Below are 25298 nucleotides of genomic sequence, written 5' to 3' on the forward strand. Positions count from 1 at the left end.
GCAGAAGTTCACGGGTCAGCCGAGCGGGGCCTTCAGTCCGTGCAGAATCGTGCCGATGAGTCGCTCGAAGTAGTTCTCGTGCTCGGCTTCGGGTAACAACCCCAGCGGTCCCTTGATGCAGAGTTCGGCGAATCCGTGAACCGCTGCCCAACAGACGATCTCGGAGTCCGGGCGGCGTTCCGGCGGGATCTCCCCGACTGCCACCATCTCGTCGAGGACGCTGTGCAGGATGGCGTACGGGCCGTCGCGGCGCGCGGACACGTCCGGATTGACACCCGGTCGCGAGAACTCGGCGTGGAACGCCACCTGGAACAGATGCGGTTCGTCGATCGCGAAGAGGGCATAGGCACGTGCGGTCTCCCGGAACCGGGATCGTGCGACCTCCCCGGGGGCCTGGTCGTCGGGAACCGTCGCGATCCGCTCGCGCATCAAGTCGGCGAGTGTTGCGAGGGCACGATCGGCGATCGACGTCATCAGCTCCTGGCGGTCCGCGAAATGCCGGTAGGCAGCGTTGTGGGAAACGCCGGCGCGACGCGCCGCCTCGCGGACGGTCACCTTCTCTGGCGCGCTGGTGCGCGCCAGCTCCCACGCCTCGTCGATGAGGGCATTGCGAAGGTTGCCGTGGTGGTAGGTGCTGCGCTCCGATGCCATGGCGGTCACTCTACCGACGCGTGTGCAGTCCTCCTACCTGGGTGAACGCGACACGGGCAACATGTGTGCCAACGGATGTTGACAAGGACAACATCGTGGGCCATTCTCATGTTGACAGCGCCAACACGTGGCAATCGTCACACCGGGGGCAGCCCAACCCGAGGAGGAAGTCATGGCCAGCGTCACCTTCGTCACCCACGACGGCGAAAAGCAGGAGGTCCCGTTCGTCGAGGGACAGAACCTGATGCAAGTAGCGACCGACAACGGCGTGTCGGGAATCGACGGTGACTGCGGGGGCGACGCCGCCTGCGGCACCTGCCACGTCATCGTCGAGCAGCAGTGGGCCGCCGCGGCCGGCAGCCGCACTGTCGCCGAAGAGCAGATGCTCGAGATGAATCCCGACTGCCAGGCGACGTCGCGTCTGTCGTGCCAGATCGCGCTGAACGCCGAGCACGACGGCCTCATCGTCAATCTTCCCGAATTCCAGTTCTGAACCGATCGGAGAACCACTGATGCAGATCCTCGACCGCGTCGTTGAGACGGTGCAGGCGAACATCCCGCTGGACCGTCAGGTTCAGGGCCTCCAGCTCTTCCACAAGACGCGTGCTCGCCTGCTCGGCGAGTCGCGGCCGGAAACCTATGTGGAGCAGCCTATCCCGCCGGTCAACGAAGTCGGTCTGGACGAGATCGACATGAGCAACCCGTTCATGTACCGGCAGGGGCAGTGGGTTCCCTACTTCGCTCGCCTCCGCGCCGAGGCGCCGGTCCACTATCAGCCGGAAAGCCGGTTCGGCCCGTTCTGGTCGATCACCCGCTACGACGACATCATGACAGTCGACAAGGACCACGAGACCTTCTCGGCCGAACCCTTCATCGTGATCGGCACTCCCCCACCGGGCCTCGACGTCGAGATGTTCATCGCGATGGACCCGCCGCGGCATGACGAGCAGCGTCGCGCCGTTCAGGGCGTCGTCGCCCCGAAGAATCTCAAGGAGATGGAAGGGCTGATCCGGGAACGCGTGTGCGAGGTTCTCGACAACCTTCCCGTCGGCGAACCGTTCAATTGGGTCGATCGCGTTTCGGTCGAGATCACCGCCCGGACCCTGGCGACCATCCTCGACTTCCCGTACGAGCAGCGGCGCAGTCTCGTCCGCTGGTCCGATCTCGCGTCCGGCAGCGAACAGGCCACCGGCGGCGCCAGCGATCCCGACGAGGTGTACGCGGCAGCCCTGGAGATGACCCGTGCCTTCAGCGCGCTGTGGCACGACAAGGCCGCACGACGCGCCGCCGGCGAGGCACCGGGATTCGACCTCATCAGCATGCTGCAGTCCGATCCGAAGACCGCCGACCTAGTGAAGCGTCCGATGGAGTTCATCGGCAACCTGACGCTGCTGATCGTCGGCGGAAACGACACCACGCGCAACTCGATGTCGGGCGGTGTCTACGCACTGAACAAGTTCCCCGCCGAGTTCGAGAAGCTCAAGGCTGATCCGAGCCTGATCCCGAACATGGTGTCGGAGATCATCCGCTGGCAGACCCCGCTCGCGTACATGCGACGGGTCGCGAAGAAGGATGCGATTCTCAACGGCCAATTCATCCGCAAGGGCGACAAGCTGGTGATGTGGTACGCCTCGGGCAACCGGGACGAGACCAAGTTCGACAGCCCCGACGAACTCATCATCGACCGGCCGAACGCCCGCAACCACATGGCATTCGGTTTCGGTGTGCACCGGTGCATGGGCAACCGTCTCGCCGAACTGCAGCTGCGCATCCTCTGGGAAGAACTGCTGCAGCGCTTCGATGACATCAAGGTCATCGAGGAACCCGAGTACGTGCAGTCCAACTTCGTCCGTGGTTACAGCAAGCTGATGGTCGAACTCACGCCGAAGACACGGTCATGACCACGGGGCGTGCGGTCGTCGTCGGGGCCAGCCATGCCGGCGCCCAACTGAGTGCGCAGCTTCGGTCGTCGGGGTGGGACGGCGAGGTCGTCCTGGTCGGCGACGAGCCGTACCTGCCGTATCACCGTCCGCCGATGTCGAAGACGTACCTGGCGGACACCGTCGGGATCGACGACCTGCTGATCCGCGGCACCGAGTTCTACGACAAGCAGGACATCGAGGTTCGTCGTGCTCGAGTCGAACGCATCGACCGCGCCGAACAGCGCGTCGTCCTGACGAATGGCGAGTCGGTGTACTACGACCGGCTCGCCCTGTGTACCGGTGCTCGCCCAGTGCGCCTACGGATTCCGGGAGCCGACCTCGGCGGCGTGTACTACCTTCGGACGGCCGAGGACGTCGAGGCGATCCGCGCCGATGTTCCCGGCAGCAAGCGCGCCGTCATCGTGGGCGGCGGATACATCGGACTCGAGACAGCGGCATCGCTGCGCAAACTGGGTCTCTCTGTCACCGTCGTGGAGGCGGCCGACCGTGTCCTGCCGCGGGTCACCGCTCCGGAGGTCTCCGACTACTTCCGTCGAATCCACGAAGCAGAGGGCGTTCACATCCGGACCGGTGCGACCGTCGTCGGCTTCGAGGGCGACGACGACACAGATCGCGTGACGGGGGTACGCCTCGCCGACGGCGAGACTGTCCCTGCGGATTTCGTGATCGTCGGGATCGGCGTCCGGCCGAACATCGAGCTCGCGCATGAAGCCGGGCTCGCCGTCGACGACGGCATCATCGTCGATGCGCACGGCCGCACGAGCGACCCCCACATCACCGCGGCCGGAGACTGCGTCGCGTATCACGATGAGCGGTACGGGAAGACGCGACTCGAGTCGGTGCCGAGCGCCGGTGAGCAGGCCAAGGTCGCCGCCGCCACCATGTGCGGCAAGGAGGCGACGATCTCGGCTCTTCCGTGGTTCTGGTCAGACCAATACGACCTCAAGCTGCAGATCGCCGGACTCAACACCGGGTACGACAGCGTCGTACTCCGCGGGGACCCGACGTCGGACCGCGAGTTCGCCTGCTTCTACCTGCGAGCGGGAGAACTGATCGCAGCCGACTGCGTCAATCGTCCGCAAGAGTTCATGTTCAGCAAACGTGTTCTGACACAGGGCCTGCCGGTCGATCGCGATGCACTTGCCGATCTCGACATACCGATCGCGTCTCAACTCGCGTCGGTTCGCAACAAGGCGACCGCATAGCGCGATCACCCCGGCCAACCGGTGACACGGCTGACCTGAGTCGCTGGACGACCGCTGCGGCAGTCGATCGAGCCCGTCGCCGACTGGCCTTCTCCAGCCCGGGCCCGGTTCCGGTCGATGTCGGCAGCCGTCAGCGTGATCTCACCGTGAGACGACATGACACCACGACCCAGAGACAAACCGCAGTTCGAAGCGTCACGTTGAGACAATCGCAGGTCGGATCGATGCCGTGATCGTATCGACCCTGCCGATACTGCTAGGTGCGCGGGACAACGGCATACACCCTTGTGGCGTGCATGATCTTGACGATCCGTATCCAGAACTGTCCGCTCTGACCCGAGCCGCTCCTGTCAGCCGTGTCGGTGACTCGAACTTCTATCTCGTCACGGGATGGGATGCGATCGCCGAGGCGGTAGCACGGCCCGAAGATTTCTCCTCCAACCTCACCGCGACGATGGTGTGGAAAGAGGGCGGCAAGGTCGAGGAGTACCCGATAGCCGAGTTGGGCTCCCCCATCCATGTGTTGGCCACGGTCGACGACCCGAGTCACAAAGCCCACCGTGCGATGGTCATGCCGTCGTTGGTGGCCAAGCGGGTTCGTGCACTCGAACCGTTCATCGACGTCACCGTCGAGCGCTTGTGGTCCGAAGGGCTCCGCGACGGCCGGATCGACTGGGTCGCCGCCGTCGCCCAACGTTTGCCGATGGCGGTTGTCGCCGAACTGCTCGGATCCCCACCGTCGACACCGCCGATCCCCATTGGGAGCGAAGCCTTCTCGTCCGCCGCCTCCGGTCGCTGGCCGTCCGAGTCCACGGCTGATGGGATCTCCGACTTCGGCCATCACGGCCCTGCTGCGCAGTTACGTTCAACGCTTGGATGGCGGTGACCTCACAGGTGTCGCAGAGCTCTTCGGCCGAGCGGAAGTGTTCGTCTCCGGCAACCGGGTCGGTGCGGGCAGCGTACACGGTGGTGCAGCACGGGCCGGACGGAGAGTACGTCGTCATGATCGGCCGACACCACGACACTTTCGTTGTCGACGACGGTGAGTGGCACTTCGCGAGTCGCGACTACGGCGACATCACCCACGTCGGCGACACCTCGATGCACCTTCGTTCCTGACGGATCCTCGCCGGCGCGCAGCGCAGGAAACTGGCTGACAACGACCTCTGTACGGACACGGCCGAGGCCCCGGTTTCGACACCGCAGAACGATGGTCCTCGCAGGTCACAGCCGCGGACGTCCGCCCCGTAGTCGTGGCGTGTGGCACACCACCGCGATGTCAGGGTCCAGCGAACGCCTCACCCATGTACGCGTTCTCGATCACCTCGGGTGTCGCGGCCAGCTCCGACGCATTGCCCTGCAGTACCTGATTTCCGTGCCGCATGACCATCGCGGTATCCGCGACACCAAGGGCGAGTTGCACGTGCTGTTCCACGAGAATCACTGCGGTGCCGGTGTTGTCGGCGACGGCGCGGACGATAGGCAGCAGGCGTTCGACGATGACCGGCGCCAGGCCCATGCTGAGTTCGTCGATCAGCAGGACCTTGGGGTGCTGAACGAGAGCCCGTCCGATCGCGAGCATCTGCTGCTCGCCTCCGGAGAGTGCACCAGCGGCCACCTTGAGCCGGTCGGCGAGCTGGGGGAAGGTCTCCACAATGGTGTCCCGTTCCGTCGGCCAGGAACGCCGAGACCGGACGGAGAGCCGCAGGTTCTCCTCGACGGTGAGCGAGGTGAACAACGAACGGTCGTCGGGAACCAACACCAGTCCGGCCTTCGCGGCGCTCCGTGCGTGTCCGGACTTCACCTTGTGACCGTCGATCGACACCTCGCCGGCCAGGCTCGGCAGCAACCCGGCCAGTGTCATCAGCACCGTCGTCTTGCCCGCCCCGTTCGGCCCGAGGAGTGCCAGCACTTCCCCGGCCGCGAGTTCGAGATCGAATCCGCGGACACACGGGCGGCCGGTGTACCCGGCGTCCAGACCTGTGCAGGTGAGTACGTGGCTCATGCTTTCAGCTCCTCACCGCTGTGGGTGGCGCCGAGGTAGGCGCTGGCGACAGCGGGGTCGGTGCGGATCTCGTCGGGTGTGCCGATCGCGATCACCTCTCCCAGGTCGAGGACGACGATCCGATCGCACACTGCGAGAACCAGTTCCATGTCATGGTCGATCATCACGACGGTCACCCCCGCATCACGGATCGCACGCAGGCGGTGTCCGAGCCAGACGCTCTCGGTGCTGTCGAGGCCGGCAGCCGGTTCGTCGAGCAGGACCACCCGAGGTCGTCCGGCGAGTGCGCGAGCGACCGAGACGAGTTGCCGCTGCCCCTGCGAGAGTTCCTTCACCTGCCGGTCCACCACCGGGGTGAGGTGCAACAGCTCGAAGAGGCGGTCCAGGTCCTCGTCCCCCAGCGTCGCGGTGTCCGGGCGATGCCGGGCGGCGGTGGTTCCGACCGCGACGTTCTCACGGACCGACAGGTCGTCGTACAGTTCGATCCCCTGGAACGTGCGACCCAGGCCGTGGCGGCTGCGCTGATAGGGGCGCTGCCCGTCGAGGCTGTCACCCTCCAGGGTCACGCTGCCGGTGGCGTCGGCGAACCCGCTGATGGCGTCGATGAACGTGGTCTTCCCGGCACCGTTGGGACCGATCAGGCCGATGATCTCCCCGTCCCGCACGTCGAACGACACATCGTCGACGGCGGTGACCCCGCCGTATCGGACGCCGATCCCCTTCGACGACAGGATGACCTCTCCCGGTGCGCGCGAAAACCCTTCGACCGTCGTGTGGGTCCCGGACGAGAGTGCGAGGTCGAGGTCGGCATCGGTTTCCTTGCGGTTGCCGAAGATTCTGTTGCGCAACCAGTTCGTCGCCTTGTGGACCTCGGAGATGATGCCCTCGGGGTTGGCGATGATGGTGATGACCAGGAGCACGCCGGTGATGACGTGGTAGTAGGTGCCCAGGTTGACCGCGCGATCGAGCAGCACGAACAGGATGCCGCCGGCGCCCATGATGCCCGCGAGGACGCCGCCGGAGACGCAGGTGACGCCGGCCAGGTACACCAGTGCGAACATGCCGATTCCGGCGATGGCGGCATAGGATTCGGGAACCACCACCGTCTGTTGATAGGCCATGAGGGAGCCGCCGATCCCGGCGATGAACGCGCCGATTGCGAAGGCCACCAGTTTTGTTCGTGACACGTTGACCCCGGCGGCGGCGGCGGAGCGTTCGTTGGCGCGAACGGCCAGCATCGAGGCACCCAGACGACTGGTCCGCAGCCGGGCGACGCCCAGGCCGACCAGCGTCAGGACGATCAGACACAGGATGCCGAATGCGATGTTGGGATAGGTACTTCCGGAGCCGATGCCGAGGTCGAGACCGAACAGCGACGGATCCTGGACGACCGCCCCGTCGATCCCACCGTTGAACTCGTTGTTGCGGAACCAGAACGCCTCCAGGAACACCGCGAGACTGAGCGTCACGACCGCGACCGGCAAGCCCCGGATCCGCAGTGCCGGGAGTCCGACGACGACACCCACCACCGTCGCCACCAGAGCCGCCAACACCGGCGCGATCGGGAACGGAACGCCCCAATCGGTGGTCAGGCGCGACATCGTGTACGCGGCGACTCCCGCAAGGGTCAACTGCGCCAACGAGATCTGACCGGCGAACCCGGTGACCACCACTTGCGACAGGGCGATGATCGCCACCGTGAAGGTGACGATGACCGCGCCTCGGATACTGCCCTCGGTGAAGATCAGGAACCCGAGGGCGACCACGATACCGACGATGGCGGGGATCAACAGGTTTCGTGGTCGCGGTGCGGCGCCCAGAGTGTTCTGGATGATGGCACCACGGGTCGGCAGGGGTTTGCCGCGCACCACCAGGAAGATCAGGATCATCGCCAGGGGTATGAGCTCGGCCATCCCGGACTGTGGCATCCAGCTGACGGATGCCTGGAGATGTGTCATCTCCGACTGCAAGACACCGATTCCCAGACCGGCGGCGACCGCCGGACCGATCGCGGAGAAGTTGCCGACCAGCGCCGCGGCGAGGGCCGGCACGATGAAGAGCGTGTAGGACACCGGGATCAGCGGGACGATCGGGGCGATCAGGATGCCTGCCAGACCTGCGATCATCGTCGACAGTGCCCAGTTGGCGTAGGCGATGCGCTCGGGTGACAGGCCCGCGACGATTGCGCCCTTCTCCGATTCGGCGGCTGCCCGGGTGGCCAGACCGAATCGGGTCAGGCGGAAGGCGAGGATCAACAGCACCGTCAGCACGACGACCAGTGCCGCGATCCACACGCGATCGGCGGGAACGCGGATGTCTCCGATCTCGATGATGTCGGTGGGCAGGATCGCATCCACCGACACCGGGCTGGTGCCCACCCGGGCGGCGAGCAGAGCCTGGATCACCAACATCACGGCGATCGAGGCGACCGCCTTGGCCGTGGCTGGTGCGGTCCTGAGCATTCGGAACACGCAGAGATAGAGAAGGGCGCCGAGGCCGGCGGCGATCAGGAGTGCGATCACCATGGCGGGTGCCAATCCCAGGGGTCCCCCGAGATCAATTGTCTTGGGGAACCCCGGGATCGGGATGAGAAGCTCGCCGTCGCGCAGGTACGCGTACGTGTACGCGATGTACAGCGCGATGGCACCGGTGGCGAAGTTCACCACACCCGAACTCCGATAGGTCATGACCAGGGCCAGTGCCAATGCTGCGTAGACAGCGCCGTTGCCGAGCCCTAGGAGCAAGAACTGAATATCTTGGGTCATCTACCGACTTCCGGATGATCGTGCGGGTGTGGTGAACGTTCGTCAGGTCAGACGAGCTGGGGGTCGACGAGCTCGCCGTTTTCGAAGGTCTCGACGATTCCTCCGCTGCCGCACACCGAGACCATGCCGGGCATCGCCTTGCCGTCGCAGGTGAACTTGAGACCGTAACCGGCCGGCAGGACAACGTCCTTGGCGGACTTGATCGCGGCGGTCAACGCGGCCGGCGACGTGTCCGTCCCCTGGACCGACTCGGTTGCGCGGACCAGGCCGAGCATGCCCTGGTAACCGATGATCGCGAATCCTTCGATGTCGGTGTCGGGCGCGTACTTGGCCATGATCGCCTTGTAGAGCTGCGTCTCGGGATCGTCGGCGTTGATGACCGAGGCGGTGAAGACCTTGGTGCCGTTGAGGTTCTGGTTGCCGACCGCTTCCACCACGGCCGGATCGGAGCACGGCTGGATGGTCATCTTCTCGGCCGTCGTCGATACCGTGCCCAGTGCCTTGAACACCGATGTGCAGAGGGTGGATTCACCGATGACGACCACACCGTCGGGGTTGTCGCCGAGGCCCGCGCTCACCTGCGGAGTGGCGTCCGGGGTGCCCGGCGGGATCGGAACGACCTTGAGGTTGACTCCCGCGGCCTGGAAGGCGGGGGCGCCCATCGCCTGGACACCGGCGGTCGCTGCCGGGACGTCGATGACGTAGGCCGTGACGTTCTTCATGCTCTGGTTGGCGGAGTACTTCGCCATCGAGGTGAGCGCGCCGGGCAGGCCTGCGGTCCACATGAACGCACCGTCGGTGGTCAGCTCCGACGATGCCTGACCCGCTGCGGAAACGTAGGGAATGCCGGCCCCGGTGATGATCGGGACCATCGAATTGCCCTGGCCGCTACTGGTCATGAGGACGGCAGAGACCTTGGCCTCCACCATCTTGTTGGCACAGTCTCGGGCCTGATTGGCGTCTTCACCTTGCTTGCAGATGACCAGTTCGATGGGCCGGCCACCGATTCCGCCGAGGTTCTCGTTGGCGTACTTGACGACGGCTTCGGCCGATTCCCGGTTCTCGGGCATCGAGATGGCCTGTCCGCCCTCGTTGTTGATGAGACCGATCTTCACCGGCTCGCCACTGGCCGCATTTCCGGGGAACGAACCCTCCGGTGCGGCGACACTCTCCGACGCGGAGCCGTCACTGCTGTCGTCACTGCTACATGCAGCTGTCGCACTGAGCGCGACCACCGCGATCGACGCAGCCACCACCTGGGCGACGCGCGAGCCTCTGAAGGGTTTCATAGGTGTCCTTTTCGATTGGGGATCAAGTACGGCGCCGCCGTCCTCTGTCACTTAGATGACTAAGTGGCATTGGATAACTATATGGGCGTCGAGTGACCTGTGTCACCAAAATCGAATGATGGGCGATTGACCCATAGCCGGTGCGCTGACCAGTGGGTTCGAGGGTGGAAGCTACGAGTGGGTCGACAAGGCCGGCTCTAGTCTGTGTCGCGGAGGAGCTGCATCCGGCTCATCATGCGGATGCGAAGATGCTCCATTTGCTGTACGTCTATGCCCATTCCAGGTACTGAGACCTCTTCGCCGTTGAGCGGACCGTGCCGCAAAACCCGCACATCGAACCACGAGTCGCCGAGCGGTCGTTGCCGGTGGAGGACATCTCGAAGATGGCTACACACCGCGGTTTTCGATGCCCCTCAGGTCGATCAGAAGTCGAATCCTCCGCCACCGAAATCACCGAAACCGCCGCCGTCTCCACCGAAACCACCGTCTCCGCCGAAACCGCCATCGCCGCCGGGGGCACCCCCGCTTAAGTCGTCGCCTCCGGCGCCACCGTCGATGGCTCCCATTTCGGATCCATCGCCGATGCCACTCTCGAAGCCCTGGGCGTCGTACGGGACGCCGGCCATGCCGGAGAACATCGCGGAGAACAGGAACATCGATCCGACACCCCAGGCGCCCGCCACGAGCGCCGGCCGCCACCAGGGCTCGGAGTACCAGCCGGCCGGAACCGGCCGCCCGGCGACACGGCCACCCGGGTAGTAGTTCGGCGTCCGATCAGACGGGTTGGGCGACGCCTCGACCTGGCGTCCTTCGAACTCGACCTTCCGATCCTCGGTGACCTTGCCCGCCCTCTGCCGGCCCTCGAGTTCGGGGATGGCGGGACCGGGATCGAGGTTCATCGCGATCCGCGCCGCGCGGATGTAGTACAGGCCTTCGATGGCGGTCTGCTTGGCCAGGCGCGCCTGCGCGGGTGAGTTGGCCTGCTCGATCTGCGACCCCGCCGCGGTATAGCGCTCGCCCGCGTCGGCGAGAGCCTGCTTCGACGCCGGGCCGTCGCCGATCAGCATGAACACCTGCCCGCCGAGCCGTTCGATCGCCTGTCGGGCGTCGGCCTTCGCGTCGTCCAGGTTTCGGGCCGCGTTGGTGCCCGAGCGCTGCTGAGCGATCACCACCACCCCGACGACGATCAGGACGATGACGGCGATCAGGATCAGTGCTTCCATGGTTCTCTCCAGCTCGTGCGTGTCCGACGGGCTCGTCCGGCGCAAGCCCGCGAGGGCTGACGGACCTGGCGGACAAATCGCGCACCATCGAGCGTACCGACCGGAACGCACTCGCACCGGAGCCAAGTCAGGCGCGCGGCCACCGCTGGTCAGCGAGTGCGGGCCACCTCGACGACGACGCGGACGTCGTCGACGACCTTCAGCGTGCCCATCATCAGCGAATACGGTTTGATCCCGAAGTCGCTCTGAGTGATGGTGGACTCGGTCGAGATCTGCCAACCATCGGCGGTCTCGACGACCTGCAGGTCCAGCCCATGCGGGTGTGACCGACCGTGGATCGTCAGCACTCCGTCGGCTCGGTAACCACCGTCCGTAGTGCTGAATGTATCTGCCGCATAGGTGATCTCGGGGTACTTGTCGGCGCCCATGGACTTCAGGGCGTTCATGCGGGCCAGTGACCTCTCGGCACCGGTCATCGGGGTGAGTCCACCTTCCCCGGATTCCACGTGCATCGAGTCGACCGCGATCGTGGCGCTCAGGTTCGTCGGCACGAGGTCGTCGGTCAGTGTCACCGACGCCGACCAGGTGCGCATCGCGATCGTCAGTCGGTGGCCGGTGCGTGCCGCCCGCCCGCCCACATCGGTGTGCACGACGACCGAACCATCGGATTCGGTGAACTCCCAGACTGATTCCGCCACCGCCGTAGTGTAAGCGCTCGGAGTACGTGGCCGGGCCCATCGCACGGCCGACGACACACGGCGAGGTGGTGAAGACGATGACGGAACAACGGATTCTGCTCGATGTCGACGATGCGGGCGTCGCGACGGTCACGCTCAATCGGGCGGACAAGCACAACGCCTTGGACCCCGCGATGTTCGACGCGTTGCTCGCGGTGACGGGCGACCTGGCGGCGGATCGTCGAGTGCGGGCGGTCGTCGTCCACGGAGCCGGGAAGAGCTTCTGTTCCGGCCTCGACATCTCATCACTCGGCGGCGATGGGCTCGCCGACTCTCTGCTGGATCGAGACGACGCCGACCGCGGAAACCAGGCGCAGCGGGTGTCTCTCGATTGGGGTCACGTGCCGGCGCCGGTGATCACCGCGATCCATGGCAACTGCTTCGGAGGTGGCCTGCAGATCGCGCTCGGCGCCGACATCCGCTACGCGACCCCCGACGCACGACTGTCCATCATGGAGGTGAAGTGGGGCCTGGTGCCGGATATGGGTATCACCCAGACGCTCCCGCGCCTCCTTCGGGCCGACGTGGCCAAAGAACTCACCTTCACCGGTCGTGTGCTCTCGGGAGCCGAGGCCCACGAGCTCGGGCTGGTCACCGGCACGGCCGACGACCCGCTCGCCTGCGCCTTGGACCTCGCCCACCAGATCGCGGCGAAGTCGCCCCACGCGGTGCGCGCCGCGAAGCGCCTCTACGACGAGACCTGGACCGGTACCGACCCATCGGCCGCGCTGCTGCTGGAGAGCACACTGCAGGTCGAGCTGATCGGTTCACCGAACCAGCTCGAGGCCGTGCACGCCGGCCTGGCCCGCCGGGAACCTCGGTTCACCGACCCGGACTGAGGCCTGAACTCTGGCTGCGGCGATAAACTGGTCGGTGCGTCCGGAGTTCCCATCCGGCGCCCTTCCTGGGAGGAGGCATCCGATGCCTGCATTTCCCGCTCTCACCCACGTCGCGATCACCGTGAGTGACCTTGCTGCGAGTACCGCTTGGTACCAGACCCTGTTCGACGCCAAACCGGTCTTGGACGAGGACGAGGAATCCGGCAACTTCCATCACACGGTCTTCGCACTCGCCGGCGGAACGCTTTTCGGACTCCACACCCATAGTTCGAGCGGGTCGGATGCTGACGGTTTCGACGAGCGGAACGTCGGACTGGACCATGTCGCATTCGCCTGCACTCGGCCCGAACTCGAAGAATGGGTTGCCCGTCTGGACAAGGCCGGAATCGCGCACAGCGGCATCAAGCACGCCCACTACGGATCAGGGATATCGTTCCGGGACCCGGACAACATCGCGCTGGAGTTCTTCGCCCCGCCGGCCGGATGAACTCGAGTCAGCTCTCGGCGGGCCCGACGTCGAGGTGAGCGAGCGCTGCTCGTGCGTTCTCGAGTTCGCGCGTCAGCTCCTCGATCTTCCTCTGCGCGGCCTCGCGCGCGGATTCGATGACCTCGTCGACGGCCGTGATCGCTGCGTCGTCGCCGAGTTCCTGCATCGCGCGGGCCACGCGGTCAGCGGTCACCTCAGCAGGCTTTCCCTTCTTACTCCCGTGCGCCACCGACACCGTCCAGAGGCTCTCACCCGCTGACGTGATGGTCACGCTCACCGCCGCTGTCGTGTTCTTCGACCGTCGAGCAGCTTTCGCCGGAGCAGACTTCGGCGCGGCCGATCGCGGCGGTGCGGGCTCCGGACGCGTAGTGGGCTCGGGCGTCGGCTTCGGTTCCACTGCAGCTGCTTTCGGTGTCGGCGCAGGGCGTACCGACGGTGTCGGGTCGGCAGGGGCGGTCCTGGGCGACCGTGGGGCTGCCTTCGCGGGTGCTGAGGCGGAACGTGCGCGCTGCAGTTCGTCGGCCTCGAAGGGCAACTGATCGTCGACGCCCTTGGGCCGCACCGTCACCGTCGAACCGTCGACGGACAGAACCCGCGCCGAAGTCCCGGCGTCGAGTCCGAGGGACGGCATCGGGTCACGGAGGTAGACGGTCACGCGCTTGCCGGCCGCGAGTGCGGCGGACAGAGATTCCAGGTCAACGGCGGTCAGGCCGGTCCTCTTCTGCGAGCTCACGCGTCCATGTTCGCACACGCGTGCGACTGACGGGTGCCGGGTCTCGATCCAGTCCGGACGGGCCGGTCGCGGTCGTGCATACGATGACGGAGTGTTCTTCGTCTTCGGATACGGCCCCAAGCAGCAGCAACTCGGCGCAGGACAGACCCGTACGTGCCCCCGTTGTCACAACACCACCCAGTGGACCCGGATGCGGGAGTTCAAGCAGTTCACCGTGTTCTTCATCCCGATCGCGCGCTGGGGACGGCGCGAGTTCGAGGCCTGCGGCATCTGCGGCGCCGCCATCGCACTGTAGACATCAGCGAAAGTCGGGCAGCGCGACGAGTGGTTACGCTCGAAGAGTGGCTGCCACCGACTCCCCCGCCCGCACGTCCGACGCGATCACCGGCTTCGAGAGCACTTTCGTCGATGAGCTGACGCCGCTCACCGTCGAATGGCGGGGAGCCGACGTGCCCGATCCGCAGCTCCTCGTCGTGAACGAACAGCTCGCATCGTCGTTGGGGTTGGACGTCGAGGCCTTGCGCTCCGACGACGGGGTCGCGATCCTGGCCGGCGCAGCCGTGCCCGCCGACGGGCAACCGGTGGCGACGGCGTACTCCGGACATCAGTTCGGCGGATACGCCCCACTGCTCGGCGACGGGCGGGCACTTCTGCTGGGTGAACTGCTCGACGTCGAGGGTCACCGCGTCGACATGCAGTTGAAGGGCTCTGGTCCGACGCCGTTCTCGCGAGGAGGAGACGGTTTCGCGGTCGTCGGACCGATGCTCCGCGAATACCTGGTCAGCGAAGCCATGCACGCTCTCGGCGTGCCCACCACCCGGTCACTGTCGGTGGTGGCGACGGGTCGCGGCGTTCACCGCACCGGTGTCGAGCCCGGAGCCGTGCTCGCGCGCGTCGCAGCGAGTCACCTGAGGGTCGGTACCTTCGAGTTCGCCGCCCGCAACGGCGACATCCTGCAACCCCTCGCCGACTATGCGATTGCTCGCCACTACCCCGACCTGTCCGACCTGCCGACCACCGGTGGTGGGAACCGCTACGCGAAGCTGCTGGAGGGCGTTGTCGACCGTCAGGCCCGCCTCGTCGCCCAGTGGATGCTCGTCGGGTTCGTGCACGGTGTCATGAACACCGACAACACCACCATCTCCGGCGAGACCATCGACTACGGGCCGTGCGCATTCGTCGACGCCTTCGATCCGGCAGCGGTGTTCAGCTCGATCGATCAGGGCGGGCGTTACGCCTTCGGGAACCAGCCCGCCGTCCTGAAATGGAACCTTGCACGGTTCGCCGAAACGCTTCTCTTGCTGATCAGCCCCACGCCGGACGAGGCGATCGCCATCGCGACCGCCACGCTGTCCACCTTCGACGGTCTGTACGAGCAGCACCTCAACGAAGGTCTGTCCGCCAAGTTGGGGCTGGCCGATACCTTTGTCGACCACGCATTGATCGACGACCTGCTGGCCCTGATGGCAGAACACCGCGCCGACTGGACCGGGGCCTTCCGGGCGCTCGCCGACGAACTCCGCGGACGAACGGCTCCACTCGACCTACTCCTCCCACGGGAGGTCTCGGCGCCCTGGCTCGCACGATGGCGCGAGACGCTCGCCGATCACGGCCGGGACGACGACACCACCGCAGACGCGATGGATCAGGTCAACCCGCTCTACATCCCACGCAACCACATGGTCGACGCCGCCCTCCGCGCCGCGCACGAGGGTGACCTCGCGCCGTTCGAGGAGTTACTCGACGTCGTGACGCACCCGTTCGAGCGGCGCGTCGAATGGGTCAAGTACACCGCGCCTGCTTCGGACGAGTTCAACTCGTCGTTCCAGACGTTCTGCGGGACCTGAGTGTCGGGAGTGTTCCGCGGAACACCGGTGAGTTGCCCCCGAACCCCCTGCGTGCGTGTTCCGACTGCGCGACCATGGACATCATGTGGACACTCACCCGCGATGAGACTTCTGTCGTCGAATCACCCTCGACCGTGAACTCGACCGCGGTCGCCGGCTCGATCGCGACCACGTCGAGCCTGGCGGTGGCCGGTTCGGCCGGCACCGTCGCGAGCGCTGCCGTCGCCGGGTCGGCCGGCACGGTGGCCAGCGCCGGTGTCAGTTCCTCGGCGGCTACGGTCGCGAGCGCGATCGTCACGGGTTCGGCGGCGACGATGGCCAGCCTGCTCGTCGCCGGAAGTGTCGCCACCGCAATCAGTTTCGGGGTCGCCGGCAGTGTCGGTGTCGTGGCCTGTCTGCTGTGCCGGCGGTGCGCTGGATGTGTCGGCTGCGTGGGGTGCGTCAACTGTTCAGGGTTGCGCGGCGCCGTCGGTCTCCGCGACGTTCATGCGTGACCGAGAACGTCGTACCTGCGGCGTACAACTTGAGCCGTGAGTCGACCACAGACCTGGGCTCGGTCAACGTGATCCACTCCGACCCGAACTCCGGCCCGAACCAATCGGAAGCATCGCTGATCGCCGAGCGCGAGAGAACCGCGACGCTCATCGAATCACTGTCTGCGAGTCTGGCCGCCGTCATCGAGTCGACCGCGGACGCCGCCTCCGACGATGAACACGATCCGGAGGGGACGACACTCGCCGTCGAGCGTGGCCAGTTGGTCGCCCAGCTCGAACGATCGCGGGTTCGTCTGGACGAGATCGACGCTGCTCTCGAGCGCGTCGGTCGCGGAGCGTACGGCCGCTGCGAGACGTGCGGCGAGGTCATCGACCCCGAGCGACTCGAGGTCCTCCCCGCGGCCCGGCAATGCGTGCGATGCGCGGCACGGAACCCATCCCGCCGGTGGTGAACAGGAAGTTGCCACGCCGAGCGGATTGTGCCGAGTTCGACGGAAGACGCATGGCTTTGCGACCGACCGAGTAGACCGGAAGGCGGGTCCACCATCCGCCGGATCGAAAGGTATGCGCATGAAGGCTATTCAGGTCGTCCAGCCGGGCAAACTGCCGGAGCTGCGTGAGGTCGACAAACCCTCGCCGGGTCCCGGACAGGTGCTCCTGAAGGTGACGGCAGCCGGCGCCTGCCATTCGGACGACTTCGTCCTCAACCTGCCCGAAGAAGGATTCCCGTATCCCCTTCCGATGACGCTCGGCCATGAAGGAGCCGGCGTGGTCGCCGAGGTGGGCACCGGCGTCACCGGTATCTCCGAGGGCATCTCAGTGGCCGTGTACGGAGCCTGGGGTTGCGGCGTCTGCCACTTCTGCTCCCGCGGCTTGGAGAACTACTGCAGCCGAGCCGGCGAACTGGGCATCGCACCACCGGGTTTGGGCAACCCGGGCGCGATGGCCGAGTACCTGCTCGTCGACAATGCGCGCCACCTGGTGCCCCTCGGCGACCTCGATCCGGTGGATGCAGTCCCTCTCACCGATGCCGGCCTCACGCCCTACCACGCGATCAAACCCTCGCTTCCGAAGCTGGTCGGTGGCACCACGGCAGTGGTCATCGGAGCCGGTGGTCTCGGGCATGTCGGGATCCAACTGCTTCGGCACCTGACTCCGTCGCGAGTGATCGCCCTCGACGTGAGCGACGAGAAGCTCGAGTTCGCGCGCGAGGTCGGGGCCCACGAGGTGGTGCTCTCCGACGCCGATGCCGTCGCGGGCGTCCGCAGGATCACCGGGAACGACGGTGCGACCGCAGTCTTCGACTTCGTCGGCCTGCAACCCACTCTCGACATCGCGATGGGCGTCGTCGGGACCATGGGTGACGTGGTGATCGTGGGCATCGGCGACATGGTCGCCGCGGCGAAGGTCGGCTTCTTCACCCAGCCCTACGAGGTGTCGGTGCGCGCGCCGTACTGGGGAGCACGCGACGAGCTCATCGAGGTTCTCGACCTCGCACGAGACGGTGTCCTAGAGGTGGCGGTCGAACGGTTCTCGCTCGATGACGGGGTCGAGGCCTACCGGCGATTGGCCGCCAATGACCTACGTGGTCGAGCCGTCGTGGTGCCTGACTGAACATCGCCCCGGCATGGACTCAAGCCCCCCACCTGCTGTTCTTCGTCGTCCACAGACAGACTGGTTTCGCCGTTCCTTGGGCATGACAACTAACCTACGGTACCGTAACTTACGTGGATGTGGAGCTCACCCGGTCTGAGGCCGTATACGCGCATTACCTCGATCACCAGCAGGATCGCGTACGCGCGAAGTTGATGTACGGGGTGCTCGCCGCCAAGATCAGGCCCGTCGTGGGGTTCACCGCCCGCGATCGTCTGGTTCGCGCGGTCCGCAGCGGCAAACCGTTACTGGTCGCGGCCAACCATGTGTCCGAGCGCGATCCGCTGGTGTTGGCGGCGGCAGGCTTCCGCTCACCGCTTCGTCCCCGCATCGGTCACCTGCGCGTGCTGGCGAAAGACGAACTCTTCGAGGACCCGGAGCAGCGACGCAAGATCGACACCCTGGGCGGCATTCCGGTCTTCCGTCAGAAGGACCACGGTGTCCGGGCCGCCGCGGAGGCCGGTCGCCAGATGTTCGGCGTCTGCGTCGAGCGAATGGTCCGCGGCGACAGCATCGCCGTCTTCCCCGAGGGGACCTGCAACGAGGGTGACGTGACCCGGTTGCAGAAGCTCGGAACCGGGATCGGCCACATCGCCTACCGTGCGTTGAAAGCGGGCGTCGACGTCACGCTCGTGTCCGCCGGTATCGCCTACTCATCGGAGAGCGATCGGGCCCGACCGATGGTGACCTTCGGGGATCCGGTCGACCTGACCGGCTTCAAGGACGAGACGCCTGCCGCGCTGACGAGGATGATCCAGGGCGACCTGCAGGGTGTGGTCGACGAAGTGTGTCGGATCGCAGTCTGATCCGTCGAGTTACTCCGCCACCGACGGCGGCAGATTCTCCCAAGCCCAAGCGGTGAGGGCGGTCAGTGCCGGCATGAGTGCGCGCCCCGACTCGGTGAGCTGATAGGACACCGACACCGGCGGTCCGGGATCCACCAGGCGTTCCACCAGATTGGCCGCGGTCAGTTCCGAGAGTCGGCCGGACAGCACCGAATCGCTTATTCCTCCGACGGCGCAACGCAATTCGGCGAACCCCGCCGGTCCGTTCATCAGCGTTGCGATGAGAATGCCGTTCCACCGCTTGCCCAGGAAGCCGAACGCACGACGCAACGCATCGTCGCATGTGCGCGGCGCGTGGCCGGTCGCGGAAATATCGGACATCGACCACATCCTAGTCGCCCGGTGGCGCTTCGACGACGACAGTACTACCTTGTGAGTAGTCACTTCTAAATACCTAGTCACTCCCGAGGAGTTCGAATGTCTTTGTTCCGTCTGGATGCCAGCATCCTCCCCTCCACGTCGTCGAGCCGCGCCCTCGGCGACCTCGTCGAGCGCGAATGGACCAGCGCTCACCCGGACTCGACGGTCACACGCCGAGATCTGTCGACCGATCCCGTTTCCGCGACTGTGTGGCGCGATGCCGTGATCGCCGGAACGGTCCCGCCGGCCGACCGCGACGCTGCGCAACGCGAGGCAGTCGCCCTCGCCGCCGAGATCGCGGATGAGGTCATCGGGGCCGAGGCGTTGCTGCTCACCGTTCCGCTCTACAACTTCGGTGTTTCCCAACACTTCAAGGGCTGGTACGACCTCGCAGCTACCGATCCGCGGATCGGCGTCGACCCGGCCGCGCTGCGTGGCAAGCCCGCGGTGCTGGTCACGACCCAGGGCGGCAACTACGACCCGGGAACGCCGAGGGACGGCTGGGACCACTCGACGCCGTGGCTGCGCCGCGTCCTGGAGGATGTCTGGGGACTCGACCTCCGGATCGTCAAACGTCAGTTCACGCTCGTCGGTGTGAATCCTGCCCTCGATGCCTTCGCCGATATCGCGGCCGAACTCAAGGTCGAGGCCGAGGAGAACGCGCGCATCGCCGGCCGCGAGCTCGCGCTGTCACGTGTGGTCGCCTCCGCGGGCTGACCGCCACCGGGCGCGCTCCCCCGTCCCGCCTGGTCAAGGCATGGAGAGTTTGGTCTGCGAACCCGGCGGCTACACCGGGGTATGAGCAAGGACGAGCAGACCATGGACAAGGCCGGCCGGGACGTCGAAGACGACCCGACTCTCGCCGATCCAGACGATCCACGTAAGCCCGAATCGCCCACCGACCTCACCAAGCCGTCGCTGATGTTCGTGCTGCGAAAGACGGCCCGCGAGTTCTCCCGTGATCAATGCACCGACCTGGCGGCCGCGCTCACCTATTACTCGGTGCTGTCACTGTTCCCCGCACTGCTCGCCATGGTCTCGCTGCTCGGTGTCTTCGGACAGGGAGAGAAGACGGTTGACGCGGTGCTGACGATGGTCGAAGACCTGGGCCCGTCGGATGCGGTGGACACGCTGCGTGCACCCGTCGAACAACTCGTGTCCGCGCCGAGTGCAGGCCTCGCCCTCGTGATCGGTCTCGCCGGCGCTCTGTGGTCGGCGTCGGGATATGTCGGCGCATTCGGTCGTGCGATGAACCGCATGTACGAGGTCGATGAAGGCCGTCCGATCTGGAAGCTGCGGCCCGCCATGCTGCTGGTGACGCTGGTGGCCCTGATCCTCGCCGCTGCTGTGGCGCTGATGCTCGCGGTCAGTGGACCGATCGCACGTTCCATCGGCGATGCGATCGGTCTGGGCAGCACCGCTCTGACTGTGTGGAACATCGTGCGCTGGCCGGTGGTGCTGGTCTTCGTGGTGGTGATCGTCGCTGTCTTGTACTGGGCGACACCGAATGTGAAACAACCGAAGTTCCGGTGGATCAGTGCGGGCGCAGTCCTGGCGATCGTCACCTGGATCGTGGCCTCGGCGGCGTTCGCTCTCTACGTGTCGAATTTCGGCAGCTACAACAAGACCTACGGCGCGCTGGCGGGTGTGATCGTCTTCCTGCTGTGGTTGTGGCTGACCAATCTGGCCCTGCTCTTCGGCGCGGAGTTCGACGCCGAACTCGAGCGTGGTCGTCAGCTTCAGGCGGGTATGGCTGCCGAAGAGCGGCTACAGCTTCCCCCTCGCGACACCACCGTCTCGGACAAGAACGAGAAGATCCACCAGGAAGACATCGAGAAGGGCCGAGCCCTCAGGGAATCCCACGGCGGTTGAACGCCGCACTTCTCCGGGCTTCGTCAGGCGAACAGCGCAACCGTCTGTGAGGCCTGGATGATCGGACGCCATGCACTGTCCCACAGGGTCATCGACTGATGGGAGTAGCCGTCGCGCGTGAAGGTGCTCGACGATTCCAGGAGCATCCAGTCCGTCGGCTTCGGCAGGTCGTCGGTGCAGATGTGCAGCGACCAGCTCATCGTGCTGATCGGCGCCCACTCGGTGAACGCGGCCGTGGTCGCCGGCGGCAGGGCGTCGGCGAGGGCGACCAGCGCGATCGTCGGATCCACTCCCTCGGCACCGCGATGCCGCACCCAGGCGAGGAACCGTGGGTCCCCGTCGTCACCCAGCGGGACGGTCCCACCCGCCCGAACCATCTCGACGTTGTCGACGAACGCCGGACGAAGGGGCGCCGAGGCGTCGCCGAACGGCCCACAATCCTCGGGTGCCGGAACCTCGGGAGCGCCGACGAGGTCATGGCTGATCGCACTCGGACGCGGCTGCGCGAAGATCAGCGACGCGTGCGCGGCGATCTGTCCCCCGCTCACGGTTTCGACGGCGACGCTCGAGGCTGATCGCCCTTCGCGGAGTCGGCGGGCGGTGAACGTCGCGGCGTCGACGACCGGCGCGCTGAGCAGGAACTGTGCCGACTTCAGTGGCGGTAGCGGCTTACCCTCGGTCAGCTGCGCGGCGAGTACCGACATGGCCGCGGTCAGCCCGCCGTAAGCGGTACGACCCTGCGTCCACTGGGTGGGGACGACGAATTCCGAGGTCGGATCGAAACCCGAGACGAGTTCGGCGAGTGTGGGCATGGTAGGACTCTTCCTCACGCGACTATGACGACCGCGATAACGCAGTGCACGCTACTCTATGACGGTCGGCATATAAAACCGCGCTCGTCAGGCGCCGAATGCCCGCTGCCCTTCCACGGCTGAGGACGCCAGATCGTCTTTGTCGAGCGGGTCTCCACCGGCGCTGGCGTCGATCCATTGATCGGTGGTGGCGACCGCGGCGAAGTTGGAGTGGAGGATCGCCATCAGCGTGTTGTGAACCTGCTCGGCCGAGGCCTTCCCGGCGGCGTTCGCGATGTGGATGGCGCCGGTTGCGTCGGAGACCACCTCGGCGGCGATGCCCAGTTCCTCGGCGCCCGCGGCCGAGGCCAGGTCGCAGTTGTTCGTCATGTAGCCGGCGAACGTCACCGTGTTCACGTCCTGGGCTCGCAGCCACTCCGCCAGGTCGGTCCCGGCGAACACGCTGCCGTGGATCTTGCGCACCCGCTTCCACGACGGTGTCGCCCGCGAGGCGACGTCCAGGTGCAGTTCCCACGATCGCGACCCCTCCGCGAACGCCGGCGCGTCGGCCGGGTACGTGTGCTGGACGGCCACCACCGGGATGCGCTGCTCCTTCGCGTGGTCGATGAGTCGGACGATGTTCTGCACGCTCATGTCACGAGGCGGGTACTGAATGGCCAGCGGGCCGTCGAAGTACTGGTTCTGGACGTCGACGAGGATCAGTGCGCGGCGGATCGTGGTCATGGTCGGGTCTCCCATCTGTCGGCGGCCGGGGGTGTCGACCGACCACCTCACTATGCGTCGTCGCAGAGTACGGTCGGGAGTGGCGCGAATGGCCGGCGGCGAGGTCGGCGTCGGCGAGGGGTACAAGATCTCCGGTCTTGTGGGACCGGAGGCTGCCGCAGATGCGGACATGATCGTCGTGCCGTCCTGGCCCGAGGATCTCCCGCCGCTCGACGCCTCTCTCCGCCAGATCCTCATCGACGGCCACGACCGTGGCGCGGTCATCGTCGGGCTGTGTCTCGGCGCGATCCCGGTCGCCGACGCCGGCCTGCTGTCCGGGCGATCGGCGGTGACCCACTGGGCGGCGATGGACGCGTTACGCAAGCGCCACAACGACATCCCGCTCGACTCGCTCGTACTGTACGTGGACCACGGTGACGTGTTGACGTCAGCGGGCACGGCGTCGGCGATCGACGCCTGCCTGCACCTCGTTCGCGAACGGTTGGGTGCCGACGTCGCCAACGACGTCGCCCGCCGCCTGGTCGTCGCGCCGCACCGGGACGGCGGTCAGGCGCAATACACCCGACAGCCCGTCCCGGTGACGGCAACAGGCAACCCGATCGGCGAACTCATGGAGTGGGCCGCGCAGCATCTCGACGACTCGCTCACCGTGCAACATCTCGCCTCCCGGGCCGCCATGAGTACCCGGAGCTTCGTGCGGAACTTCAAGATGGTCACCGGAACGACGCCCGCGCAGTGGATCCTTCGGCAACGCCTCGATCGTGCCCGGGTTCTCCTCGAGACCACCGACCTCGGAATGGACACCATCGCCGAACGATGCGGCTTCGGCAGCAGCGTGACGATGCGACAGAACTTCGCGGCGACGTTCGCGACGTCGCCGACCAGTTATCGCCGTCAATTCCGGGTCACCGGCTGACTCCTCATCCCGAGGCGCATCGGGTGGGCATCCGAACGCGTTGTCGATCAGCCGATCACGATTCTTCGACCGCCCGACTCGCGGCCGCATCACGTGCCACCGCCTTGCTCAGCAACTGACCGCCGTTGGTCAGCACCGCCCGCCGCCACGGCAGAGTGCCCTCGATCTCGATCTGAATGGACATCGACAGCACCGTCCGGATCACCACGATGATCCCCAGAATCAGTGCGTCCTCGATCGAGGGCTTCGAGGTGATCGTCCGGATGAGGTCTGCGGCGACGAGGATCTCGAGACCGAGGAGGATGGCCGAGCCCAGGGTTGTCCGGAGGATCGAGAAGGCTTCGCTGCCGGATTCCCTGCGGGACAACGACCGCGCACCGAGGACGAGCGCGATGATGAAGCCGGTGATCATGGCCAGTGCGCCGAGCGCTTCGAATGCGACCGCCACCGCGGTGAAGATGTCCTCGAACTCCATGCACGTCAGCCTATCCGCGTCCACCCGTGTGCAACGGCTGTCCGGAGCGAGCCGACTTCTGGATTCACGACGTGGCGAAGCTGCCTCACGTGGACTGATCTCGCTGCGACCTACCTGATCAGCGCGGCCGGCCGGGATAAGATCCGACAATGCTGTCACGTGGGCGAGGTCGATGACTCCCGCACTGATCGCGATCGTGGTGATCGTCGGGTGGACCCTGGTCGCGGGCCGGTTGTCGCGGCTCCAGATCTCCGGGGCCATCGTGATGGTGGTCGCCGGCCTCGTGATCGGGCTGACCACGAACAACTCCATCGGCAACGCACTCGACACCGACGCAGCCGAACCCTTCGTCGAACTGATCCTGGCTCTCCTGTTGTTCGTCGACGCCATCGAGGTGCGAGGCGGCTACTTCGCCGGTGAACGTCGAACATCTCTGCGGCTGTTGCTCATTGCGATGCCGCTGTCGGTCGCCCTGGCGACCCTGCTGGGTGTCGCGCTCCTGCCGTCGATGGCGGTCGGCGTCGCGCTGCTGATCGCCTGCGTGGTGACCCCGATGGACCTGACGCCCGCCTCGTCGCTGGTACGTGATCGGCGGTTCCCCACGCGGGTGCGACACCTGCTGAACATCGAGAGCGGTTACAACGACGGCATCATCGCGCCGCTCTTCGTCTTCGCCCTGACGCTCGCAGGCGACCACAAGCACGCCTCCTCCCCCGCCGAAGCACTCGAACAGGCGGTGCCGTCTGCGCTGTGGGCGGTGTTGGCGGGCAGCGTCATCGGACTCCTCGCCGCGCGACTGACGAACTTCACCATTCGCCGCGGGCTCGCCACCGAACAGTCCATCCGGATCAGCCTCGTCCTCATCCCGATCCTCGCCTACGGATGTTCGGTGCAACTCGGCGGCAACGGCTTCGTGGCGGCATTCCTCTGCGGTATCGCCTACAAGGCGGCCCGGGCCGACGGTCCGGGCGACGAGCAACTGCGCCTCGCCGACGATGTCAGTGCGCTCGCGGCCCTCACGATGTGGTTCGTCTTCGGCTGTGCCGCCGTGCTGGTCTTCGAACTCGGGTTCGTCTGGCAGATCGTCGTTCTGGCCCTCGCCGCGCTGACCGTCCTCCGGATCGTTCCCGTCTACCTCGCGCTGCTGCGCACCGACATCGGCCCACGTGATCGACTTCTGATCGGCGTCCTCGGGCCACGCGGAACCGCGTCGATCGTCTTCGGTCTCCTTGCTTTCAACGAACTCGACGGCATGGTCGCCAACGAGACGCTGTATGCGATGACTGTGACGGTCCTGGCGAGTGTCGTGTTGCACGGCTTCGGGGTGGGTCTCGTGGCCCAGCGACTGAACCGGCGAGAGGCCGCGAAGGACTTAGAGTTCGACTGATTGTTTCGCTTGCCCGACAGGTGAAGCCGGCGAGGTA

The 25298-nt window shown here is 66.1% G+C and carries 27 protein-coding genes; 16 read left to right on the forward strand and 11 right to left on the reverse strand.

The features are described from left to right. Positions 1-15: 15 nt before the first annotated feature. Positions 16-651 carry a TetR/AcrR family transcriptional regulator gene (locus GKZ92_RS10960; RefSeq protein WP_155225248.1) on the reverse strand — a complete coding sequence of 212 codons (636 nt, stop codon included), beginning with the start codon at positions 649-651 and terminating at the stop codon, positions 16-18. Positions 652-823: 172 nt separating this feature from the next. On the opposite strand from GKZ92_RS10960, the gene GKZ92_RS10965 reads away from it, so the two are divergent. The 4 genes from GKZ92_RS10965 to GKZ92_RS10980 all read left to right on the forward strand — a co-directional run bounded on the left by GKZ92_RS10965 (position 824) and on the right by GKZ92_RS10980 (position 4685). Beyond that, positions 824-1144, forward strand: a complete 321-nt coding sequence (locus GKZ92_RS10965; RefSeq protein ID WP_006357602.1) for a 2Fe-2S iron-sulfur cluster-binding protein — start codon at positions 824-826, stop codon at positions 1142-1144. A 19-nt stretch (positions 1145-1163) separates the two neighbouring features. Beyond that, a complete protein-coding gene (locus GKZ92_RS10970; protein ID WP_155225249.1) occupies positions 1164-2552 on the forward strand; it encodes a cytochrome P450 in 1389 nt (462 codons plus the stop codon). Then, on the forward strand, positions 2549-3799 hold the full coding sequence (locus GKZ92_RS10975) for an NAD(P)/FAD-dependent oxidoreductase (protein ID WP_155225250.1): 1251 nt from the start codon (positions 2549-2551) through the stop codon (positions 3797-3799). Before GKZ92_RS10970 ends, GKZ92_RS10975 begins: the two co-directional genes overlap by 4 nt. A 229-nt stretch (positions 3800-4028) precedes the next feature. Continuing rightward, positions 4029-4685, forward strand: a complete 657-nt coding sequence (locus tag GKZ92_RS10980; RefSeq protein ID WP_230461936.1) for a hypothetical protein — start codon at positions 4029-4031, stop codon at positions 4683-4685. A gap of 393 nt (positions 4686-5078) precedes the next feature. Here the strand turns inward: GKZ92_RS10980 and GKZ92_RS10990 are convergent, their stop codons facing one another. The 5 genes from GKZ92_RS10990 to GKZ92_RS11010 form a co-directional block, all read right to left on the reverse strand. Further along, complete coding sequence (locus GKZ92_RS10990; protein WP_075863353.1) at positions 5079-5804, reverse strand: ABC transporter ATP-binding protein; 726 nt, start codon at positions 5802-5804, stop codon at positions 5079-5081. Beyond that, the gene (locus GKZ92_RS10995; RefSeq protein ID WP_155225251.1) at positions 5801-8569 is read right to left on the reverse strand and encodes a branched-chain amino acid ABC transporter permease/ATP-binding protein; all 2769 of its coding nucleotides are present in this window, start codon (positions 8567-8569) and stop codon (positions 5801-5803) included. The genes GKZ92_RS10990 and GKZ92_RS10995 overlap by 4 nt, the downstream gene beginning before the upstream one ends. A gap of 47 nt (positions 8570-8616) precedes the next feature. Further along, positions 8617-9858: an ABC transporter substrate-binding protein gene (locus tag GKZ92_RS11000; protein WP_155225252.1), complete on the reverse strand. Its 1242-nt coding sequence runs from the start codon at positions 9856-9858 to the stop codon at positions 8617-8619. A gap of 422 nt (positions 9859-10280) precedes the next feature. Next, positions 10281-11081 carry a DUF1542 domain-containing protein gene (locus GKZ92_RS11005; RefSeq protein ID WP_155225253.1) on the reverse strand — a complete coding sequence of 267 codons (801 nt, stop codon included), beginning with the start codon at positions 11079-11081 and terminating at the stop codon, positions 10281-10283. A 149-nt stretch (positions 11082-11230) separates the two neighbouring features. Then, on the reverse strand, positions 11231-11779 hold the full coding sequence (locus tag GKZ92_RS11010) for a YceI family protein (protein ID WP_006357591.1): 549 nt from the start codon (positions 11777-11779) through the stop codon (positions 11231-11233). Between the two features lie 77 nt (positions 11780-11856). Between GKZ92_RS11010 and GKZ92_RS11015 the strand changes: the two genes are divergently transcribed. Both GKZ92_RS11015 and GKZ92_RS11020 read left to right on the forward strand, forming a co-directional pair. Further along, complete coding sequence (locus GKZ92_RS11015; RefSeq protein WP_006357590.1) at positions 11857-12657, forward strand: crotonase/enoyl-CoA hydratase family protein; 801 nt, start codon at positions 11857-11859, stop codon at positions 12655-12657. Between the two features lie 82 nt (positions 12658-12739). Beyond that, a complete protein-coding gene (locus GKZ92_RS11020; RefSeq protein WP_006357589.1) occupies positions 12740-13144 on the forward strand; it encodes a VOC family protein in 405 nt (134 codons plus the stop codon). A gap of 7 nt (positions 13145-13151) precedes the next feature. Here GKZ92_RS11020 and GKZ92_RS11025 read toward each other — a convergent pair whose 3' ends face one another. Further along, a complete protein-coding gene (locus GKZ92_RS11025) occupies positions 13152-13877 on the reverse strand; it encodes a DUF6319 family protein (RefSeq protein ID WP_230461937.1) in 726 nt (241 codons plus the stop codon). Positions 13878-13968: 91 nt separating this feature from the next. On the opposite strand from GKZ92_RS11025, the gene GKZ92_RS11030 reads away from it, so the two are divergent. The 6 genes from GKZ92_RS11030 (at position 13969) to GKZ92_RS11055 (ending at position 18677) form a co-directional block, all read left to right on the forward strand. Then, a complete protein-coding gene (locus tag GKZ92_RS11030) occupies positions 13969-14172 on the forward strand; it encodes a zinc-ribbon domain-containing protein (protein WP_006357587.1) in 204 nt (67 codons plus the stop codon). A gap of 46 nt (positions 14173-14218) precedes the next feature. Then, on the forward strand, positions 14219-15724 hold the full coding sequence (locus GKZ92_RS11035) for a protein adenylyltransferase SelO (RefSeq protein WP_006357586.1): 1506 nt from the start codon (positions 14219-14221) through the stop codon (positions 15722-15724). A 74-nt stretch (positions 15725-15798) separates the two neighbouring features. Continuing rightward, positions 15799-16218 (forward strand): hypothetical protein, encoded by a 420-nt coding sequence (locus GKZ92_RS11040; protein ID WP_006357585.1) that lies wholly within the window; start codon positions 15799-15801, stop codon positions 16216-16218. A 53-nt stretch (positions 16219-16271) separates the two neighbouring features. Continuing rightward, on the forward strand, positions 16272-16670 hold the full coding sequence (locus tag GKZ92_RS11045; RefSeq protein WP_050918651.1) for a TraR/DksA family transcriptional regulator: 399 nt from the start codon (positions 16272-16274) through the stop codon (positions 16668-16670). 118 nt (positions 16671-16788) lie between these two features. Next, positions 16789-17832: an NAD(P)-dependent alcohol dehydrogenase gene (locus GKZ92_RS11050; protein ID WP_035752567.1), complete on the forward strand. Its 1044-nt coding sequence runs from the start codon at positions 16789-16791 to the stop codon at positions 17830-17832. Between the two features lie 113 nt (positions 17833-17945). After that, complete coding sequence (locus GKZ92_RS11055) at positions 17946-18677, forward strand: lysophospholipid acyltransferase family protein (RefSeq protein ID WP_035752412.1); 732 nt, start codon at positions 17946-17948, stop codon at positions 18675-18677. Positions 18678-18686: 9 nt separating this feature from the next. Here GKZ92_RS11055 and GKZ92_RS11060 read toward each other — a convergent pair whose 3' ends face one another. Next, the gene (locus GKZ92_RS11060; protein WP_006357581.1) at positions 18687-19037 is read right to left on the reverse strand and encodes a winged helix-turn-helix transcriptional regulator; all 351 of its coding nucleotides are present in this window, start codon (positions 19035-19037) and stop codon (positions 18687-18689) included. Positions 19038-19133: 96 nt separating this feature from the next. On the opposite strand from GKZ92_RS11060, the gene GKZ92_RS11065 reads away from it, so the two are divergent. Beyond that, entirely contained in the window at positions 19134-19793 is a 660-nt protein-coding gene (locus GKZ92_RS11065) for an FMN-dependent NADH-azoreductase (RefSeq protein WP_006357580.1), read from the forward strand. An 81-nt stretch (positions 19794-19874) separates the two neighbouring features. Further along, the gene (locus GKZ92_RS11070) at positions 19875-20948 is read left to right on the forward strand and encodes a YihY/virulence factor BrkB family protein (protein WP_075863348.1); all 1074 of its coding nucleotides are present in this window, start codon (positions 19875-19877) and stop codon (positions 20946-20948) included. 23 nt (positions 20949-20971) lie between these two features. Here the strand turns inward: GKZ92_RS11070 and GKZ92_RS11075 are convergent, their stop codons facing one another. Both GKZ92_RS11075 and GKZ92_RS11080 read right to left on the reverse strand, forming a co-directional pair. Next, the gene (locus tag GKZ92_RS11075) at positions 20972-21760 is read right to left on the reverse strand and encodes a thioesterase family protein (RefSeq protein ID WP_155225255.1); all 789 of its coding nucleotides are present in this window, start codon (positions 21758-21760) and stop codon (positions 20972-20974) included. An 87-nt stretch (positions 21761-21847) separates the two neighbouring features. After that, entirely contained in the window at positions 21848-22483 is a 636-nt protein-coding gene (locus GKZ92_RS11080) for an isochorismatase family protein (protein ID WP_155225256.1), read from the reverse strand. Between the two features lie 88 nt (positions 22484-22571). Here GKZ92_RS11080 and GKZ92_RS11085 point away from each other — a divergent pair, with 88 nt between their 5' ends. Beyond that, the gene (locus GKZ92_RS11085) at positions 22572-23399 is read left to right on the forward strand and encodes a GlxA family transcriptional regulator (RefSeq protein WP_230461957.1); all 828 of its coding nucleotides are present in this window, start codon (positions 22572-22574) and stop codon (positions 23397-23399) included. 55 nt (positions 23400-23454) lie between these two features. Here the strand turns inward: GKZ92_RS11085 and GKZ92_RS11090 are convergent, their stop codons facing one another. Next, positions 23455-23874 carry a DUF1622 domain-containing protein gene (locus tag GKZ92_RS11090; protein WP_006357574.1) on the reverse strand — a complete coding sequence of 140 codons (420 nt, stop codon included), beginning with the start codon at positions 23872-23874 and terminating at the stop codon, positions 23455-23457. Between the two features lie 172 nt (positions 23875-24046). Between GKZ92_RS11090 and GKZ92_RS11095 the strand changes: the two genes are divergently transcribed. Further along, positions 24047-25261: a cation:proton antiporter gene (locus GKZ92_RS11095; protein ID WP_155225257.1), complete on the forward strand. Its 1215-nt coding sequence runs from the start codon at positions 24047-24049 to the stop codon at positions 25259-25261. The last annotated feature ends 37 nt before the right edge of the window (positions 25262-25298 follow it).

This window comes from Gordonia sp. 135, from assembly GCF_009720185.1.
Taxonomy (GTDB): Bacteria; Actinomycetota; Actinomycetes; order Mycobacteriales; family Mycobacteriaceae; genus Gordonia; species Gordonia alkanivorans.